The 19,567-nt window shown below is 38.5% G+C and carries 19 protein-coding genes; 8 read left to right on the forward strand and 11 right to left on the reverse strand.

Annotated elements, in window-relative coordinates; translation table 11 throughout:
* Positions 1-42: 42 nt before the first annotated feature.
* The 3 genes from cobT to ACFIM6_RS07040 all read right to left on the reverse strand — a co-directional run bounded on the left by cobT (position 43) and on the right by ACFIM6_RS07040 (position 3,756).
* A complete protein-coding gene (cobT, locus tag ACFIM6_RS07030) occupies positions 43-1,938 on the reverse strand; it encodes a cobaltochelatase subunit CobT (protein WP_375612237.1) in 1,896 nt (631 codons plus the stop codon).
* A 14-nt stretch (positions 1,939-1,952) separates the two neighbouring features.
* Positions 1,953-2,933 carry a cobaltochelatase subunit CobS gene (cobS, locus tag ACFIM6_RS07035; RefSeq protein WP_375612238.1) on the reverse strand — a complete coding sequence of 327 codons (981 nt, stop codon included), beginning with the start codon at positions 2,931-2,933 and terminating at the stop codon, positions 1,953-1,955.
* 202 nt (positions 2,934-3,135) lie between these two features.
* On the reverse strand, positions 3,136-3,756 hold the full coding sequence (locus tag ACFIM6_RS07040; RefSeq protein ID WP_375612239.1) for a J domain-containing protein: 621 nt from the start codon (positions 3,754-3,756) through the stop codon (positions 3,136-3,138).
* A 124-nt stretch (positions 3,757-3,880) separates the two neighbouring features.
* Here ACFIM6_RS07040 and ACFIM6_RS07045 point away from each other — a divergent pair, with 124 nt between their 5' ends.
* Positions 3,881-4,153: a BolA family protein gene (locus ACFIM6_RS07045; protein WP_375612240.1), complete on the forward strand. Its 273-nt coding sequence runs from the start codon at positions 3,881-3,883 to the stop codon at positions 4,151-4,153.
* Between the two features lie 18 nt (positions 4,154-4,171).
* Here the strand turns inward: ACFIM6_RS07045 and ACFIM6_RS07050 are convergent, their stop codons facing one another.
* A complete protein-coding gene (locus ACFIM6_RS07050; RefSeq protein ID WP_375612241.1) occupies positions 4,172-5,140 on the reverse strand; it encodes a tyrosine recombinase XerC in 969 nt (322 codons plus the stop codon).
* Positions 5,141-5,143: 3 nt separating this feature from the next.
* Entirely contained in the window at positions 5,144-5,965 is an 822-nt protein-coding gene (locus ACFIM6_RS07055; protein ID WP_375612242.1) for a SapC family protein, read from the reverse strand.
* 132 nt (positions 5,966-6,097) lie between these two features.
* Here ACFIM6_RS07055 and rimM point away from each other — a divergent pair, with 132 nt between their 5' ends.
* From rimM to ACFIM6_RS07090, 7 genes are all read left to right on the forward strand, one after another.
* Positions 6,098-6,655 (forward strand): ribosome maturation factor RimM, encoded by a 558-nt coding sequence (rimM, locus tag ACFIM6_RS07060; protein WP_375612243.1) that lies wholly within the window; start codon positions 6,098-6,100, stop codon positions 6,653-6,655.
* Positions 6,656-6,939: 284 nt separating this feature from the next.
* Entirely contained in the window at positions 6,940-7,638 is a 699-nt protein-coding gene (gene trmD, locus ACFIM6_RS07065; RefSeq protein ID WP_375612244.1) for a tRNA (guanosine(37)-N1)-methyltransferase TrmD, read from the forward strand.
* Positions 7,639-7,847: 209 nt separating this feature from the next.
* Entirely contained in the window at positions 7,848-8,288 is a 441-nt protein-coding gene (gene rplS, locus ACFIM6_RS07070) for a 50S ribosomal protein L19 (RefSeq protein ID WP_375612245.1), read from the forward strand.
* 495 nt (positions 8,289-8,783) lie between these two features.
* Positions 8,784-9,185 carry a succinate dehydrogenase, cytochrome b556 subunit gene (gene sdhC, locus ACFIM6_RS07075; RefSeq protein WP_375606014.1) on the forward strand — a complete coding sequence of 134 codons (402 nt, stop codon included), beginning with the start codon at positions 8,784-8,786 and terminating at the stop codon, positions 9,183-9,185.
* Between the two features lie 18 nt (positions 9,186-9,203).
* Positions 9,204-9,590 carry a succinate dehydrogenase, hydrophobic membrane anchor protein gene (sdhD, locus tag ACFIM6_RS07080; RefSeq protein WP_375612246.1) on the forward strand — a complete coding sequence of 129 codons (387 nt, stop codon included), beginning with the start codon at positions 9,204-9,206 and terminating at the stop codon, positions 9,588-9,590.
* 6 nt (positions 9,591-9,596) lie between these two features.
* The gene (gene sdhA, locus ACFIM6_RS07085; RefSeq protein ID WP_375612247.1) at positions 9,597-11,441 is read left to right on the forward strand and encodes a succinate dehydrogenase flavoprotein subunit; all 1,845 of its coding nucleotides are present in this window, start codon (positions 9,597-9,599) and stop codon (positions 11,439-11,441) included.
* Between the two features lie 14 nt (positions 11,442-11,455).
* Entirely contained in the window at positions 11,456-12,235 is a 780-nt protein-coding gene (locus ACFIM6_RS07090; RefSeq protein ID WP_005774220.1) for a succinate dehydrogenase iron-sulfur subunit, read from the forward strand.
* A gap of 1,896 nt (positions 12,236-14,131) precedes the next feature.
* Here the strand turns inward: ACFIM6_RS07090 and ACFIM6_RS07095 are convergent.
* The 6 genes from ACFIM6_RS07095 to ACFIM6_RS07120 all read right to left on the reverse strand — a co-directional run bounded on the left by ACFIM6_RS07095 (position 14,132) and on the right by ACFIM6_RS07120 (position 19,422).
* Positions 14,132-14,407, reverse strand: coding sequence for a hypothetical protein (locus ACFIM6_RS07095; RefSeq protein ID WP_375612248.1), 276 nt, complete (start codon positions 14,405-14,407; stop codon positions 14,132-14,134).
* Positions 14,408-15,567: 1,160 nt separating this feature from the next.
* Entirely contained in the window at positions 15,568-16,629 is a 1,062-nt protein-coding gene (gene virB11 / locus ACFIM6_RS07100) for a P-type DNA transfer ATPase VirB11 (protein ID WP_375612249.1), read from the reverse strand.
* Positions 16,604-17,761: a type IV secretion system protein VirB10 gene (gene virB10 / locus ACFIM6_RS07105; protein WP_375606219.1), complete on the reverse strand. Its 1,158-nt coding sequence runs from the start codon at positions 17,759-17,761 to the stop codon at positions 16,604-16,606. The genes virB11 and virB10 overlap by 26 nt, the downstream gene beginning before the upstream one ends.
* Positions 17,761-18,567 carry a P-type conjugative transfer protein VirB9 gene (gene virB9 / locus ACFIM6_RS07110; protein ID WP_375606008.1) on the reverse strand — a complete coding sequence of 269 codons (807 nt, stop codon included), beginning with the start codon at positions 18,565-18,567 and terminating at the stop codon, positions 17,761-17,763. The genes virB10 and virB9 overlap by 1 nt, the downstream gene beginning before the upstream one ends.
* Before the next feature lie 13 nt (positions 18,568-18,580).
* Positions 18,581-19,282, reverse strand: coding sequence for a virB8 family protein (locus ACFIM6_RS07115; RefSeq protein ID WP_375606007.1), 702 nt, complete (start codon positions 19,280-19,282; stop codon positions 18,581-18,583).
* The gene (locus ACFIM6_RS07120) at positions 19,279-19,422 is read right to left on the reverse strand and encodes a TrwH protein (protein WP_273790050.1); all 144 of its coding nucleotides are present in this window, start codon (positions 19,420-19,422) and stop codon (positions 19,279-19,281) included. Before ACFIM6_RS07120 ends, ACFIM6_RS07115 begins: the two co-directional genes overlap by 4 nt.
* Between the last annotated feature and the right edge of the window lie 145 nt (positions 19,423-19,567).

Genomic DNA, 19,567 nt, shown 5'->3' on the forward strand with positions numbered 1-19,567 from the left:
GATAATTTTTTAAAATGTAATCGTTGCTAATTCAAGGCAGGTTCATTTCTTATGAATATGAGTTCTTTTATCACTAAAAAGTATTTCTAATTGTTTTGTTATGGCGTCGGCGAGTTCTTCAGCATTCATAATTGTTACAGCACGTTGATAATAACGTGTGACGTCATGACCAATTCCAATGGCAATGAGTTCGATAGGGGAGTGTGTTTGGATTTCTTGAATCACTGCGCGTAAGTGTTTTTCTAAATAATTGCTGGAGTTGACCGATAGTGTCGAATCGTCAACAGGAGCGCCATCAGAAATGACCATGAGGATGCGACGTTGTTCACGCCGTGATAAAAGGCGTTGATGAGCCCAAATTAAAGCTTCTCCGTCGATATTTTCTTTTAATAATCCTTCTTGCATCATTAAACCTAAATTGCGTCGTGCGCGACGCCATGGGGTATCAGCACTTTTATAGATGATATGGCATAAATCATTGAGGCGTCCAGGATTATGGAGTTTGTTTTGGGTAAGCCATTGTTCGCGCGATTTTCCCCCTTTCCAAGTTTTGGTGGTAAAACCTAAAATTTCAACTTTGACACCACAACGTTCAAGAGTTTGTGCCAAAATATCAGCACAACTTGCAGCAACGCTAATGGGGCGTCCGCGCATTGAGCCAGAATTATCAATGAGGAGTGAAACAACTGTGTCCCGAAATTGGGTGTTGCTTTCCATTTTAAAAGAAAGGGGTTGCATGGGGTCAATAATTAGACGTGGAAGCCGTGTTGTATCAAGATATCCTTCTTCAAGGTCAAAGTTCCAGTTGCGATTTTGTTGCGCCATCAAGCGGCGCTGGAGACGGTTTGCTAAACGTCCAACGATGTTTTGCAGATGATTGATTTGCTTATCAAGATAACGGCGTAAGTGATCTAACTCGTTTTCAGAACAAAAATCTGTTGCTTCCAAAATTTCATCAAATTGACGGGTGAAGATTTTATAATTGCCAAGTCTTTGCATTTGTTCCGAATCAGAAAAAAGGTGTTTGGGTTTGCTCGGCTTTTCTTGCCAAGGTCCATTTTTTTGCTCGCCGTCAGCTTGATCATTGTTGTTTGATTGTGTCGCTTGTGTTTTTCCATCATCTTGCACATCACTTTCTTGTTCAGTGCTGGTTTGTTCTTCACTTTGAGCGTGTTTTTTGTTTTTACTCTCTTCTTCTCTTTGGTCTTGAGGTTCACACGCATTTTTTAATTTTTTATTGTTTTCACTGTTAGAAGCTTCAGCTTGTTGCACTGTCATTTTGAGTGTAACAAGCATTTGGCGAACAATCTGTGCAAAAGCTTGTTGGTTGTAAATATGATGTGGGAGTTCATTGAGTTGTGATGCTGCTTTTTGTTCGAGTTCTTTACGCCACAATTCTAAGACAGAACCCGCTTCTCTTGGAGCTGCGCGCTTTGTTATTTTTTCACGCAATAAAAGTGCAATCGCTTCTTGGATGGGGGCTTCACTTTGGTTGCTAATTTTATGATAATGGGCTCTTTTGTATTTATCGGCGAGCATGACATCAAGATTTTTTGCAAGTCCCTCCATGGCTAAAGTACCAATTGCTTCAACACGTGTTTGTTCGAGGGCATCAAAGACAGCACGTGCTTCTGATTCTAGTGGAGAAAATTGCATGTGAATGCGGTTGTCATGCCATGCTTTGCGCAGAGCCATGGAATCACCTAGTCCGCGGGTAATAGTGATGTCTTTATTCGTTGCGTATTGAGGTAATTCTGGTAAACGCGCGCAACTTTCGCTTAAAGATGGTCGGTTATGACTAAAGGAAACTTCAAGGTTGTTTGTGCCTGCAATCGCACGCATACAGGCGGAAAGTGCTTTTTTAAAAGCTTCAGCATTAAGAGTGTTGTTGGAAGAATCTTTTGCCGGATTTTTGTTGTCGCCAATATCGGTAGCCATGAGTGACAGATTCCTTAAGGCGAAACACCATGAATGAGTGATTCGGGAAGCTCTTGTCCAAAGGCGCGTTGATAAAATTCTGCAACAGTGGCACGTTCGAGTTCATCACATTTATTGAGAAAGGTTAATCGGAAGGCAAAGCCGACATCTTGAAAAATTGTTGTATTTTCTGCCCAAGTAATGACGGTACGTGGACTCATGACAGTTGAAAGATCTCCATTGATAAAAGATTGGCGTACCATATCAGCAACATGAACCATTTGTGAAATTGTCTTTTTTCCCTCAGCCGTTTGAAAAGATTTGACCTTTGAACAAATGATATTAACCTCTTTATCATGGGGTAAATAATTGAGTATCGTAACAATAGACCAGCGGTCCATTTGAGCTTGATTAATTTGTTGGGTACCATGATAAAGACCGGTTGTATCGCCAAGACCAATGGTATTTGCTGTTGCAAAAAGACGAAACGCTGGATGTGGAGAGATGACACGGCTTTGATCAAGTAAGCTTAGTTTTCCAGAGGTTTCAAGAACGCGTTGGATGACAAACATAACATCGGGACGCCCCGCATCATATTCGTCGAAAACAAGAGCAATATTATTTTGATAAGCCCATGGCAAAATGCCCTCTTTAAATTCAGTGATTTGTAAGCCATCTTTTAAAACGATAGCATCTTTTCCTACAAGATCGATACGACTTACATGACTATCGAGATTAATGCGAAGACAAGGCCAGTTAAGACGTGCAGCAACTTGTTCAATATGCGTTGATTTCCCTGTACCGTGATAGCCAGAAACCATTACACGGCGGTTAAAGGTAAAACCTGCGAGAATCGCTAAAGTTGTTTGCTGATCAAAAAGATAATCAGGATCGATATCAGGAACATGGGGACTTTTTGTGCTAAAAGCAGGGACTTTCAGATCTGTTTCAATATGAAATAGATCGCGAGCACAAAGTGTAATATCGGGCACATTTTCAACGGTAAGATTTGTCATTATGTTTCTGGAAGGGAGAGGACGCTATTTATTCATTAGAAACGATACAAGAGTTAAAGTATTTATGCAATGCTCTATAATGAGAGCCTTAGATATTGAAGAAAGATTTTTTTACGTATTCTATAATGTTTTGCAAAAAAAGTAACATTTTGCGCAAATAATGATGGTCTAAATGAAAATAGACTCATATAAGCGCATGTTTTCAGCACAAACCAGACTTTTTTAGCAAATTGTAAGCATGTAAAACATCACGAAAGCGCTCTTCTGAAGCACGATTACCACCATTGGAATCAGGATGGTGCTTTTTTACCAACTCTTTATATTTCATTTTGATGTCTTCTGCTGAAGCGTTTGCCTGTAGTCCCAGTGTATCAAAAGCTTTTGCTTCTAAGGGCTTTAATTTTCGTGAGAACTTATTGTTTGAATGCTGCCCAGTAAAAAGCGTGAAGGGATCGCGCATGCGATTTTGATAGGCAGCTGTTCCAGAGCGAATCTTTGCATAATTCGCGGCTGTTTTTTTCGATGTACCATTGCTCAGATCTGTAGGCCATGTCGGACGATGTCCTGTGAGAGCATCCTTTTGAAATTTTGCGATATCTTTATTGCTAAGACCAGAGAAGTAATTAAAATTTTTATTATAGGCGCGTACGTGTTCAATACAAAAATATAAATATTGTCCTTCGTGATTTCGACCTGCTGGTGCTTTATGGGACCCTGTTTTTTCACAACCTTCCCACTGACACTGTTGTGCTTCTGGCTCAGCTTTTTGTTTTTTATTTGAGCTTATGCGAATTGAATCGAATAATTTAGATGTTATTGTCATATTATTGGTTTATGCAAAATTGATTAATTTTACAAGAATTGACTTTTGAAAAATTTGTTTTCACACTTATTCTATTATGAAAAAGGTGTATTTTTGCACGTTCATTTTGTTTGAGGAATGAAAAATGTTTATAGAAACAATAATTCAGAGAAAGCTTCAGGATGCTTTTCATCCGCAACAGCTTGAAGTGATTAACGAAAGTCATCTTCATGAGGGGCATCCTCATAATGAACATGCTTTTGATGGTAAAGGAGAAACACATTTTCGAGTGAAAATTTTATCTTCTTCTTTTTCTAATATGACACGCGTAGAAATACATCGAGCGATTTATAAAGTTTTACAAGAAGAGTTAGCTACTTGTGTTCATGCTTTGGCACTTGAGGTTGAAACACTCTAATTTTTTGATGAGACGTTTTTAGGAACGGGGATGGGCCTTTTGATAGATTTTTAACAAATGGTCTGTATCGACGTGGGTATAGATTTGTGTGGTGGAAAGACTAGCGTGCCCAAGAAGTTCTTGAATCGTGCGCAAATCTCCCCCCCGTGATAAAAGATGGGTGGCAAAAGAATGGCGCAGTGTATGAGGCGTTGCAGTTTCTGGTAAACCAAGGCTTGCACGTAAATTACGGACAGCTTTTTGAATAATGGCAGGCTGTAGGGGACCACCCCGCGCACCACGAAATATGGGTTGGTTATCCAATAAAGGATATGGGCAGCATTGAAGATAATTTTGTACGGCTTCGTAAACAATTTTTATGAGGGGAACAAGGCGTGTTTTGCCGCCTTTTCCTGTTATAAATAAACTTGTTTTTTTAGGATCAGAAAATTGTTCTGGTGTGAGGCTTAAGGCTTCTGATATTCGCATTCCACAGCCATAAAGAAGCATGAGGACAGCAGCATTACGAGCGCTAATCCAAGGTTCATTTTCCAGTTGATTTTCTTGTTTGACTATGTGAAGTGCTGATTTTATCGCTAAAGGTTTTGGGAGCAATTTGGGGTGTTTGGGGCTTCGGATAAGTTGAGCCGCGGGAACATTGACGATTCCTTCACGTGATAAGTATTTGAAAAAAGAACGGATGCCTGCCACCCCTCGGCTTAAAGAGCGCGCACTTATATTGTTTGTACGCCGATAAGCAAGATAAGCACGCAAGTCACTGATGCGTAAATGAGCAAGATCTGTAAGGGTTGGTGTATGATTTAAGTGCTGACAGAGAAAAGACAAAAATTGCCGCGTATCACGTTCATAGGCTTGCACTGTTTGTGCTGACATACGACGTGTTTGGGTAAGACACTCTAACCAATTTTTCCTTGCTTTTAAAATTGCATGGTCTGCTGGAATGAGAGGAATATTTTCATCTTTTCTCTTGTCGTTTTTGATGGGCATTATCTAGTTGAGAGTTTCTTTCTTTTTAGATTTTTCATCGTTAGAATGACCATTCTTGTTTTGGGGTTGCTCTTCACGATTGATAAGTTGCTTTTCACCTTTGAGAGAGAGTATTTTCACAAGATTGTGTGTTGACATCAAATGCGCAAAAATTAATCCTAAAAAGCCATTTTTATGAAGTTTGGCAAGTTGGCTTGCTGATAATTTATTCAATTTTTCTTCATCAACAACCCAAAAATGTTCCAATTGCGCTGAGAGACCTTTATCGTTTTTCACATTGATGGATTTTTGGCTTAGAAGATCCATTTCTACAAGAGCATCAATAAACTCAGAGGTTTTCTCCATAGCGATTTTAAAACTTTCAAGAAAGCGAATACGTTCTTCCATAAAAGGAGAAATAGAGCCATCGGAATTAAAAAGTTCTGTTCCTGCAACTTCATTAAACATACCGGACTGTTGATCAAAGCAGACAGAAAGTTCTTTTTCATTGCTAATTTGTGCCAAAACAAAAGGATAGCGACGGACAAAAGCTGGAACATAAGTATTGTTTTTCCAACTTTTATCAGAAGCGATATAGTCATTTTCGTCATTAGAAAGACCGACAAGAGCTGCGGATGTGTAGTGCCGTTTTTTTTGTTCATCTTCGGCGCACATAAATAAAATAGGATAGTCTAGCGCTGCTTGAAAATATTCAGTACTTGCTAAAGGAACCCAATGAGTATCCTTGGCAAAAGACATATCAGTTGGAGGAGCAAATTTTAGATTTTTATGGGAAATTTTGTTGATTGGTGTGATATCTTTGTAAAATAGCATAATATTTGCCATAAGACTTTCTCCTTTATTAATTTGTTTTTTGTTACCAAGAAAGGTCTTTTAGAAGATTGTCTCATATGGCAACAAGATTGAATAGAAAACTATAAGATTGAAGGGTTCATTTTTGAGAGATAATATTTTTGCATGAAGTATAATAAAGAAAAGCTTAAAAATAAAGTCTATCTTGCCATTATTGGTATGCCTCATGGTATAAAAGGAGATGTTTTTGTTAAAATTCTAAGTGCTGAGCCACAGCGTTTCAAGTTTTACAGCACTCTTTATGATGATATGGGGCGTTCTTATGAAATTGTAACTCTTCGCATACAAAAAAATAAGGCGATTGTACGTTTTAAAGGGGTAGAAAATCGTAATGCGGCTGAGTCTTTAAAAGGTATTCGCCTTTATGTGACGCGTGATCAATTAATTGATGATTTGATGGAGGATGAGTTTTATCAAGTCGATTTAATAGGCTTGTGTGTCCAAGATTGTGGGGGGAAAATCTTAGGTGAAGTGTGTGGTTTTTTTAATTTCGGGGCTGGTGATTTGCTTGAAATACGTTTGAATACAGGTAAAAGAGTTCTTATTCCCTTTAGTAAGGCGGCGGTACCAGAAATTTGTATGGATTCTGGTTTTCTTGTTGTTGATCCCATGGCCGCTGGTTTAATTGATGGGGGAGACAATGAGAAAAAGGAAATAGCTTGAATCTAAAAATAAAGATGAAGGTAAAAAACAACAGATGAATTTCGTCAATAAAAAGTGGAATGTGTGAAAATATTAAAAATGCTCTTTTGAGCAGATATTGTAAGCACTTTATCTCGAAATAGTCCTGAATTTTTAGAGTCTTTTTTAGTGCAAGTATTTAGAAGGATCGTATTGAATATGGCGCAGATCAAGAAGACTCAGATTAACGCTATAGCGTTAAAAGTCTTGTTTGTGCTATTTTTGCTATTAAGAGTCTGTTTAAGAAAATAAGGATAAGAAATAAAATGAAATTTCAGGCGCGCGTTTTAACCCTTTATCCTGAAATGTTTCCTGGTTTTTTAGGGTATTCTTTAGCAGGGCAAGCTTTAGAGCGTGGAATTTGGTCACTGGAGACGGTACAGATTAGGGATTTTGCTTTAGACAAACACCATAGCGTTGATGATAAACCTGCTGGTGGGGGAGCTGGTATGGTAATGCGGGCGGATGTATTGGCGGCTGCTCTTGACTGCTGTCCACAGGATTCGCCAAGATTGTTGATGAGTCCACGTGGGCGTCCTTTTGACCAAGCTTACGCGCATAGCTTGGCTCGTGATACGGGTGTAACGTTAGTTTGTGGACGTTTTGAAGGGGTTGATGAGCGAGTCATAGAAGCACGAGAATTAGAAGAAGTTTCTATTGGTGATTATATTCTTTCAGGGGGTGAAACAGCTGCATTGGTTATCTTAGATGCTATTATACGTCTTCTGCCCGGAGTGATGGGGAATGCAGCTTCTGCAAGGTGTGAAAGTTTTGAAAATGACTTGCTGGAACATCCGCAATATACCCGCCCTTCTCTTTTCGAAGGGCGGGGTATTCCGCCTGTATTGCTCTCAGGTCATCACAAAGCGATCGCAGATTGGCGTCAAAGCCAAGCCGAATTGTTAACACGTCAACGTCGCCCTGATCTTTATGCGCGTTATAATAAAAATCATCAGAAAACTTGATTCATATGATAAGGTGGTGTATTGCATGGCTCTCTTTTTAGAGAGTTTTTTATAAAAGGTTTTCTGTAGTTCCAAAATTAAAATGAAGGAATGGTGTATTCGCTCCTGTGTAAGACATAGCCTAAAGAGCTCCTTATTCTTAATAAAGGCTTTTTTGGTAAGAGTTGAGCGCTCTGACTGTTCGATAAAGAACATGAAGGATAAAAGAAATGAATATTATCGCACAGCTTGAAGCTGAACAATGTGCAAAAATTGAAGAAAAGCGCCAATTTCCAGCATTTCAGCCAGGAGATACAGTCCGTGTTATGGTGCGTGTGACAGAAGGTACACGGACGCGTGTTCAGGCTTATGAAGGTGTCTGTATTGCGCGTTCAGGCGGTGGGTTGAATGAGACCTTTACAGTACGCAAGATTTCTTATGGTGAAGGGGTGGAGAGGGTATTTCCTGTTTATTCTCCTTTGATTGAAGGTGTTGAGCTGGTGCGCCGTGGTAAAGTGCGCCGTGCAAAACTCTATTATCTACGTGGCTTGAGAGGTAAAGCTGCACGTATAGCTGAAAAGAGAGATTATCGGAAAAAAGCTGAAAAGGTTGTTGAGAAAGTAGAAGCAGCATCTGTCAGCACAGATGTTGAAAAGCAAGTTTCTGAGTAAAGATTATATCGGCTAAACTTTATGCAAAAGCGGCTTTTATGCCGCTTATTTGTGTCTTTCTTGATTCGTTTTGCCTTTTAAAAGGCTTGGAGTGGACATAAAAATGTTCAATCTATCAATTTTTCCTCTTTTTATTCTTAATTATGGGTGCAGTTTAAGAGACTATTGCGTATATCGTGAATACTCAAAAGGATAAGTTTAATCTGAAAAAATGTCTGTTTATATTTGGAAAAGATTTTAGACCTTTGACGTGAAGATAAAAGTGTATTAGATTAAGGCGAGTTTTGCGGATCATATCCAGGGAGTAATCGGTTTTTTTATGCGTGACCTTTAATCCGTTATTTGAGACAACCGACCTGTAATATCGGTATCTTGAGATGCCAAACAAGTAAAAACGAGAGAGTATGTTTAGTCGTTTTGCGCGAACTTTCTCGTTCATTGCGGTTGCAAAAACCAGGTCAGGATATTTTATGATAAACCAGGTCAGGATATTTTATGATAGAGACAACTAGGATAAAAGAGCGCCCTCGTTCCCCTCATATAAGTATTTATCGTTGGACAATTACTATGGCCATGTCCATTGCACACCGCATTACGGGTATGGCACTTTATGTTGGAACGGTTTTTCTTGCTGTTTGGTTAATTGCTATTGCGTGTGGCGAGGAGACATTTAGAACAGTTTACGAAATTTATAGTTCTTGGTTTGGATTGTGTATTTTGTTTCTTTATACTTTGGCAGGGGTTCATCACATGGTTGGTGGTGTTCGCCACATTGTTTGGGATCTGAAGCCTTGCCTTTTGGCAAAAGAAAAGGCAACAGTCACTGCTTGGGCGACAGTGTTTATTTCTCTTATTGTTACTTTTGCGATTTGGATTATTGGATATACCGTTGTTTAGCTGGGGGTGAAAAGAGACATGAAAAAAGATTTTCGAACGGAACTTGGAAAAGTACGGGGGCGTGGCAGTGCTCATGAAGGAACAGAGCATTTTTGGCTAGAACGTTTGACGGGGTTTATCAATCTACCACTTTTGATATTTTTTATTGTTCTTATTCTTTCGCTTGTGGGAAAGGATTATAGTATTGTGCGTGCAAGACTTGCACATCCTATTGTTGCTATTTTGATGGGATTGATGACTTTTTCGGTCCTTTATCATATGAAACTTGGTATGCAGGTAGTGATTGAAGATTATATTCCACGTGAAGGTTTTCGGATATTCTTTTTGACGTTAAATATTTTATTTTGTTTTCTCATAGGTGGTATCATTATTTTTTCTCTTTTGAAAATTGCATTAGGGGGTTAAACAAGTATGGCGGGTACAGGATCATTTCTGGGTGCTAAAGCAGGTAACGCCCCTTATCGCACTGTAGATCATAAATTTGATGTTGTTGTTGTTGGGGCAGGTGGTGCAGGATTACGTGCGACACTGGGTATGGCAGAACAAGGATTAAAGACAGCTTGTATTACGAAGGTTTTTCCAACGCGCTCACATACGGTTGCAGCACAAGGGGGAATTGCTGCATCGCTTTCAAATATGGGACCTGACAATTGGCAGTGGCATTTATATGATACCGTGAAAGGTTCTGATTGGTTGGGCGATACCGATGCAATGGAATATTTGGTGCGTAATGCTCCTGCTGCTGTGTATGAATTAGAACATTATGGCGTTCCTTTTTCGCGAACGCAAGAAGGCAAAATTTATCAGCGTCCTTTTGGTGGACATACGACACAATTTGGTGAAGGTCCGCCTGTTCAGCGTACTTGCGCAGCAGCTGACCGTACAGGCCATGCCATTTTGCATACGCTTTATGGACAAAGCTTAAAGCATAATGCGCAATTTTTTATTGAATATTTTGCACTCGATCTCATCATGACGGATGGGGTTTGTACGGGGGTTGTGGCATGGAATCTCGATGATGGTACAATACATCGTTTTTCTGCCAAAATGGTTGTTCTTGCAACCGGTGGTTATGGACGCGCTTATTTTTCTGCGACATCGGCGCATACCTGTACGGGTGATGGTGGTGGAATGATCGCACGTGCTGGATTGCCACTTCAGGATATGGAGTTTGTGCAATTCCATCCGACAGGGATTTACGGTTCTGGCTGCTTAATTACAGAAGGAGCTCGTGGTGAAGGAGGCTATTTAATCAATTCTGAAGGTGAACGCTTTATGGAGCGTTATGCACCTTCCTTTAAGGATTTGGCTTCACGTGACTTGGTTTCGCGTTGTATCACACTTGAAATTCGTGAAGGGCGTGGCGTTGGACCTAAGAAGGATCATATTCATTTGGTTCTCAATCATATTGATCCTGCAATCTTGCATGAGCGGTTACCAGGGATTTCAGAATCAGCACGGATATTTGCAGGGGTGGATGTAACAAAAGAGCCTATCCCCATCTTGCCAACGGTTCATTATAATATGGGTGGGATTCCTACCAATTACTACGGGGAAGTTCTCAATCCAACGGCTGATTCGCCTGATCGTATTCAACCAGGGCTGATGGCGGTAGGAGAAGCAGGATGTGCTTCTGTTCATGGTGCTAACCGCTTGGGGTCAAATTCATTAATTGATCTTGTGGTGTTTGGTCGTGCTGCTGCCATTCGCGCGGGTGAAGTTATTGATCGGAATGCAGAAATGCCACCCATCAATGAAGAAGCTGTTGACGAAATTATAGCGCGTTTTGATCGTTTACGTTTTGCACAAGGGGCAATACCAACAGCTGTATTGCGTGAAAAAATGCAACGCACGATGCAAGAAGACGCAGCAGTCTTCCGTACAGAAGATTCTTTGAAACAGGGATGTCAACGGATGAATAAAATCTGGGGGGAATTGTCGGATCTCAAAGTCACAGATCGTTCTCTGATATGGAATTCTGATTTGGTTGAAACATTAGAGCTTGAAAATCTTATGGCGAATGCAATCATGACTGTTCATTCTGCCGAAGCACGTTCAGAAAGCCGTGGCGCTCACGCTCGTGAAGATTATCCAGAGCGCGATGATAAAAACTGGCGTAAACATACGATTTCACATTTGTCAAAAGAGGGTAAGGTGACATTATCATATCGACCTGTCCATGTGGACCCGTTAACATCTGAAGCTGATGGTGGGATCGATTTAAAGCGCATTGCACCTAAAAAACGGGTTTATTAAGGGGAGAATGAAATATGGTACAAATTAAGCTTCCCAAAAATTCTCAAGTAAAACCGGGAAAGGTTTGGCCTAAACCTGAAGGTGCTACAAAGCTGACGGAATTTCACGTGTATCGTTGGTCGCCTGATGATGAGGAAAATCCTCATTTAGATACTTATTATGTGGATCGTTCTGCTTGTGGTCCTATGATTCTTGATGGGCTTTTGTTTATTAAAAACCATATTGATCCAACTTTGACACTTCGTCGATCATGCCGTGAAGGCATCTGTGGTTCATGTGCGATGAATATTGATGGAACCAATACATTAGCTTGTACCAAAGGGATGGATGATGTAAAACATCCCATTAAGGTCTATCCGTTGCCTTCCATGCCGGTTGTTAAAGATTTGGTTCCTGATTTAAAGCGTTTTTATGCACAACACCGAGTCATTGAGCCTTGGTTGCAAACAGTTTCTCCTGAACCTGCAAAAGAATGGTTACAAAGTCACTCCGATCGCCAAAAAATCGATGGCCTTTATGAATGTATTTTGTGTGCGTGTTGTCAGACTTCATGTCCAAGTTATTGGTGGAACGGTGATCGTTATTTGGGGCCCGCTGTTTTGCTTCAAGCTTATCGCTGGATTGCGGATTCACGTGATGAGATGTGTGGTGAACGTCTTGATAATTTAGAAGATCCTTTCCGCCTTTATCGTTGCCATACGATTATGAATTGTGCGCAAACTTGTCCAAAGGGATTAAATCCAGCGAAAGCAATTGCTGAAATTAAAAAACTCATGGTTGAACGCCGCCTCTGAAAATTTACTGATTGATCAAAATAAAGCGCAAGGTGGAAAATTGTATCTCCTTTTAGCAATTAAATCTCTAAAAGAAGATTGGCTGCTTATGGGAGCGCAGTAGCTATAATCATTCTAAAAGTGAAGTAATCCCTAAAAATTAAGCAATCCTTGCAATGACTGAGCAGAAAACTCATAGTTGAATATTATCTTTGAAATTTGACCGATTAACGAACAGTAAAAAGAAAAATAGAAAATTGTGCGTGTTTTTGTGCCTCTTTGAGGCTTAATCTCTAAAAATTTATTGGCTTCTATGAGGCGGTTAGCATAGTTATTATTGCCTTTAAAAGGCATTAGTCTTTCGAGTAAACTATACTTTAAATAGCGTTCTATGTAAAAACAATAAAATCAATATGCCATGTGTTTTTATTTTTATTAAATTCGCATCATAATTTATAATTTGATGCAGATTCAAGTAATCATTTTTTATAAAAAATGATTACTCTTTATAAATAGAGCACAAAAAATAAATGCTGATACAAATATTATAACGCATGTAAATTATCTAAATGAAATACAAAGGAGTGATCATTATGACAATTCGTCATTTTACGACACATTTATTGTAATATCGAAAACATTGCTAATATTCAAGGATTAGGAATTTTTGATAATATCATTATATATATATATAAAGGTCATATTTTTTGTTTTAAAGATTGGATTGTTAATCGTATTAAAAAGCAAAATTTATAGTTCTTAAAAAATGGAGAACGTAAAATCCTTCTCTATTGTAGAGATAGATTATATAGTTAAGGGGGTAGTAATTAAAAAATATTGTAACATCATAGATTTAAATTCACTAAAGAGCAAATAAGACGTTTTTAAAAAATATCAAATTTATAGTTTTTTCTAAAAATTTAGAAAAGGCTAGTGAGAATTCTAAGAACACGTGTTGCGAATGTGGTACAAGGGATGTTTATAGGTTCGTTTGAGTTGAATGAATTCAATCATCAAAGAAAACATGTTGTATTTTTATGAGTTTCGTGGGTTTTTATTTTATATGTTTTTATCTATAAAAAATAGAGATTTCTAGATTTAGGTCTTATTTATTATGTTAGGGGATTTTTTATTATGTTAGGGGATTTCATTTTTTCTTGTATATATGCTGAAGAAAGTTATTTAAGCAGTAAAAGTGTTTTTTATTTTATTTTTTAGCATAAAAGATATTTCTTAACATGAAAGAGAGGTGTCCAAGTATTAACGGTATAATCAGCCATTGTTTTGGTATTTATTCTGTTGTGCTGTAAAACACTATCTTATTTAGGATGTGGTAATTAGAGTGGTTAGAAGGTGAAATCTGCTAGGTGAGGGGGCGGATTGTTTGCAGATCAGTGGCGTGAGAGGCTTCGTCCTTTGAGGTGTGATAGGTGGAGTCTGTTAGCCAATTACGTAAACTAGAGCGAAATCTACGTGGACAGGTTTTTAGTCTAATCTCTCTTATATATTGTGATAGGAACTTCACATTAATAAGGACTACGACCGGTTACAGAAAACAGAAATCATTGCGAAAAAACAAGCGTGCTTATTTTAAAATTTTTAATATTTGTGATCATAATGGCATGTGAAATCTCCTGTAGTATCACGCAGACCGTTCGTATTCTCGAGCCAAGAATTGTTCATATATCCTCTTCAATCTGATCTTCACGAATTGATGCAAGAGATGGGTACGAACACCTGTAAGAATAAGCAGATGCAAAGCCAGTTGTATCATTATTGTTGCTTTGCAGAGTGTTTGATAAAAATCTGGAACATTTCTCCAATTCATTGCCGGTTTATTAATGACTTTATGGCGTTGTTTTTCTAAAAGAGCTTTTGCTGTTGCAGCTTTTACTTATCAAATGGGAGTTAAGAGTATTATGTATCTCTGTTGGCGTAATCTTTGAAAGTTGCTATACAGCCGCCTAATTTGAGGAGAATATGAAGCTGTAAAGGTGCAAACCAGTTTCCATTTTTAGCATCATTTTTTAATTCTGCTTTACGACTTTCAAAAGCATCTAGAGTAATGTCTTTTAAATAATAGAGATTACGCATTGCTTCACGCTTTTGTTTCTCTCGTTCTTTAATAAGATCAAAACCCTTATGTAAAACAGAACGCCCCGAGCCAAATACACTTTGCTTGTCAATTTGCAAGCTTGTTTTTAAGAAACCTTTCTTTAAGGTGCCTAAGCTTATTTCACTACAGAGCTCGTGGATGGTATAATGGTAAAGCCCCGATGAATAATATAAAATTTATAGAGCATCTCCATTTTTACACTTCATAAAAGAGCAAGTTGGGCGCCATTAGACACTTTGCAAACTCCCAATGTTGTGACAATTTTTGGCATTTTGGATGGTTTATAAAAGGCATTTTTAGTGCTTTTTTGTACAGTTTCATTCTATACGGCTTTATTTACTTATAATGTGCAAGAGACATGGTTTTGGTTAATAAACAGCTTTGAAATGAGAGAATCCTACGGTACTAAGATCTTTTATCCAACACGCAAAATAATGAACACTCTTTATAAGACAATGTGATGCATCTTAAGAAGAGTGATTGTAGATCTGTTCTTTTAGGAATTTTTGCTTTTTGTGGTGCAGAGAAGAGAGCAGGAATATTCAGAGTAGAGCTTACCTTATGGAATCTATGGATATCATCTTTAGGAGAGGGACATAAGCCACGTGATATGGTTAGCAAAGCTTTCTTAAGAGAAATTTGGTTGTTTACGAACAACTGGAGGTTAAGAATCTTTCTTCGTCCGAAGAAGACGTCGTATATACTACTATACTTTTTATTACCAAATAGAACGTGGTTTATGGATGCTAAATCGAAATGATAATTTATTTCGTATGAGGTTTTCCGTATTTGGAGATTGTTTGGTTAAAAAACATATTTATTAATCACTTGAAAATAGCGCTTAGAATTTTTAAACGGTAAGTTTTGGTCTTGATGACGATAATTATTTGTGATGATCGAAAGTACCTATTTTACGAAGCTTTCATTGATAGGCGAATCAAAATTTATTCTTTTCTTTTGTTTAAATATTTATTTTGCAGCTATTTTTTCTTTTTTGCATCAAAGATACTTTTTCAAAAGGTAAATGGAAAGAATGATCAAAGGCAAGAGAATAAAGAGAACCTTATGTATAATTTGGTTTTCTCGTAGAGTTGTTGTCTATTAACTTTTTTCCTCATGAAGAGTGTAGAAAATCCATCGGAGAAGCAAAGAGAATAGGAAAAGTTAAATAAATAGCCGTAACAATTAGTTACGGCTATTTTTGTTTGCTTCATATTACCGAGAGAGGAAGCTCCCCTTAAGCGATTTTTGATTTAGCAAAAATCGGGTCGTAAAAGACTTCAGAGAGTTTTCTATCTTTAAAGAACAACACTACGTCAACTGTTGTATAGAGAACGATTTTTATCATTTCTAACTCGAGTTGCCGGCCAATTTCTGATCTTTTAATCAAGGTGGCACATCGCTCAAATGTCTGCAAAGCGCTGTTAGCATGCGTTGTTGTAATCGATCCGGGATGACCAGTGTTGAGCGAATTGAGATATTCCCATGCTTCATTGCCTCGCAATTCAGCGAGAAAAATTCTGTCAGGCGACTGACGCATACACGCATCTAGGCATTCTTCAGCTGAAACACGGCCTACATTGTTACCATAAATCATATGTACATGATTGGGATGATTGGGTAGAAAAAGCTCATGAACATCTTCAATTGTGATAATACGCTCCTCTACAGGGACCTTTTCAATTAAAGAGCGAGCAAATGTTGTTTTACCAGATCCTGTTTTGCCTGCAATAATAATGTTGCGTTTGTGAAGGACGCATTCTTCCAAAAATTCAAGAATTTTTCCCTCACGTTTACTTTGTAAGAGTTGAACTTCAAATGGTTCCAACCGTGTGAAGTCCTGCCTCGATAACAAGTTATTGGCTTCTTTTGCTGAAGGCTTATTAAAACTTACATCAGAAAAATCGTCAAATGCCCCTTCTTCTTTGAGTTCTTCTAACGTTTTAACTATGAGAGAATGTTTACGAATTACAAAGGAAAGAGCACCATCAACAACAGCTGGTGTTTGTATAATTGTACCACGTTGTCCACCAGGCAAGAGCACATAATTAATACTTCTGGGAGCCATACCGTTATAAACGATAATAGCTGTAATAAGCGTTTGCAAAAAAGTGGTTGTTAACTCTGGTACGCTGTGTAGTTGCCAACCCTTAAAGCTTTTCGTCCATACTTCACAGGGGCGGCAAATCGATAATTCAGTGATCGTGGGATCTTCTAAAAAACAATCAAGCGGTTGCAGAAGCTGAAAAACTGCTTGATCTTTTTGTATCGGGTTAACGTGTGACGAGACTGTAGACATCGCTGAAATCCAGATCACGAGCAACAAAAATATTTACTCGTTCGCCTTGGTTTTTGTAAAGTGTTGGTGTGATATTGATGGAATTTTGAAGAACATCGATTGCTATAGATTCAGCATTCTGAGCTCCTTTATTTTGTGAGTTATCTTTATTTTCTTTGCTGCTTTTACCAACTTTTCCTCTTACCCATTCTCCTAAATCACCGATAATGCTTACCATAATTGCACTACCAAATCGTTCCCAAAAATGTCTGTCAACCCAGCCACCAATACCCGCTTCACCCAGAGGACCTGTGCCTGGTGAGTCAAGATTGACAACAACACCAGAAGGCGTTTCAATGCGTAACCATTGCACAAACACGCGCGTTTGTCCTTGTTGTATGCCACTTTGGTAAAAACCAACAACTTTAGAACCACGGTCAAGCAAAACAACACGTCCACTCGTGGAATAAATATCGCGTGTTAAATGACACGTCGTCATTCCGGGTTGTGATGTAATGATTTTTGTTTCTAACGTACAATCTATTTGCGTTCCTTGTGTAATCAAAAAGTCACGGTTACGAAGTTGCATCGCATGTGATTGACCTAAACGCACGGGCTGAAGATTATCAAATAATACGCCATTACCTCTATCATTATTCGATGCTTTATTATTTGTATCTGTAGATCCTTCGCTACCACCGTTGTTAAGGCTAGAACTGAGCATACGTTTGCGTGCTAATTCTTCAGAATCTTGGAGCATATGTGGAGGAATGGCTGTTTGAAGAAGTTTACTCAATGCCGGTGGAATATCCAAGTTTGAATCTTCTGTTTGTGTTGATTTTTCTGCTTCTTCTACAATCTTTGGCTCTTCTATAATCCGAGGGACATAGTTTGGTATAATTTGCTGTACTATTTGTTGTGGTTTTTCTTCCTCAACCTCCACGGTATTACGCATTTTAAAAGCTTTCCAAGTCAAGGCAATCGGTATCGCTACTATGACAATAAGTCCTACCATTAACAATGCACGGGTACCTGGAATTGTTGGACGACGTTCAGAACCTAGTTCGGACCCTCCATAGGTACCTTCAATATGTTTTTGTTCGACGTTGTCCAGTTTTGTACCTTTTCCCTCTCCTTCCTTATTGTCAAACATCATTTTCCTCCTTTATTGATACGATAAACCACCGAAGATACTGTCCCTGTTGTGTTTGGTACGCCATTGGGGTCATAGGCTTCATTAAAAACAGCTAGAGCGCGTTTACCAAGCCGTATAAGCCATTTAGGATTGACCTTATGAACGGCGATAATATCATTAGAACTGCCGATAACGGTGCGTGGTATTAAGCTTTCATTACCTTCAGCATCTACGACATAAATCGATGGCATATCCATGTTAGCGGGAAATTTAAAGTAAGTAATACGCCCATTGTCCCAAGCATTTATCGGAGCAATATCTTGGTGACCACTCATGGTATAACTGAGATTATAGCCGTTGACGCTTTGGTGAAAACCACGTTCAATCGCAAGGCGTCGATTGTTTTCTTCTGACTTTTCATCGTTTGAATCGGGATAATGGAAAGCCAATTCATATGTTGATCCCGCACGGTCATTCCGAAATTGTAGTCGGAATTTATAACTCCGTTTGTCGGTTACAACGATGAGATTGGTATTGGCAAGTTCTGCTTTTGGTTTAATAAAAATATGCCGCCCTTTATGAGCAAAGGCATAGGCTTCAGAATCACCAAAGGCATGAGTTATGTACTGTTCACCTTCTTCAAGAATAATATGTGTTGCCACACCAAGAACTGTTTCAATTTGAACCACATCCGCTTCGTTATATGTTATATAGCGAATGCGGTGATCATATTGTGAATTTGATGGACTTTTGAGCGCCTGCACAGGTACCGTATAAAGAGAAGAAAACGAAGACAATAGAACAACGAACGCAAGTTTTTTCATAACAATCAATTCCTTAATCATTCAACAGTATTTCTGGGTCAGAACGGTAACTTGTTACTTGAAAACCAAGGGGGTTAAGCAATCGATCAGATGATTTCATGGGTGCACCAACATAGGTGTAACCAATTGTTGCAATTTGGTGCTGTTTTGGTCCAGTAGCAGCACCGTTGCTGTCAAGTTGCTGAGTCGTAAAACGTACAGTTGCTTGACCTAGTCCATTAGGCTGGATTGATCGTACTTTAACTGTAATACGTGCTTTGTTGGAAAGCACTTTGTCCCGTGCATTTTCTCCATCATAGATTTTATAATATTCTTGTTGAACAGATGCCGCACTTAAAAGTGCTGTTGTGTCATAGTTCAGTTGAATAGTATCGTAGTCGTAAGTTTCGCGGTTAAGTACATATTGGTTTAGCCAATATCTATCTACAACTTCACCATAGCTTTCTTCGTGTTCACGCATGATTGAGATAACATCAACTGCACCCGTCGTATTATCAACGCGCAATACTAAGGGAGTTGGAGCTGGTTGAGAAAATCCAACAACTCCACATATCATACCGAATAAGCCAAAAAGACCCACAGTACTCGCAACACGCCATGCCGTTCTGCGCGACCTTATAAATTCATTGATAAGATCACGTTCTAAGCCACGGCTTTCTTCATAATAACTTCTAAGTTGTTCGGCTTTCACTGGTTTTGCTTGTTTTGTTTTCATCTGTCTCCTCGCTTGATTTCGGCAGGGATTGTTTTATTAATAGGCACGCGGTTCCTGTCATTGGGCTGTTTTAGCTTTGGTGCTAATGCACAAGCCGATAAAAGGTTTGCAATCAAAATTATAAGTATGATCGACTTCATTTTAACATGACTCTTTTTACTGTTATACACATTCTGATATTTGTTGTCATTATTATAATTTTGATACTAAAGTAAAGTGTATAGTTTACGATAATTTATCTTTTCTTAATTTCATTTTTTAATTTATGAAAATAGCTCAATTTCA

Origin of the sequence: Bartonella sp. AA9NXGY, assembly GCF_042196845.1 — a bacterium.
Taxonomy (GTDB): domain Bacteria; phylum Pseudomonadota; class Alphaproteobacteria; order Rhizobiales; family Rhizobiaceae; genus Bartonella.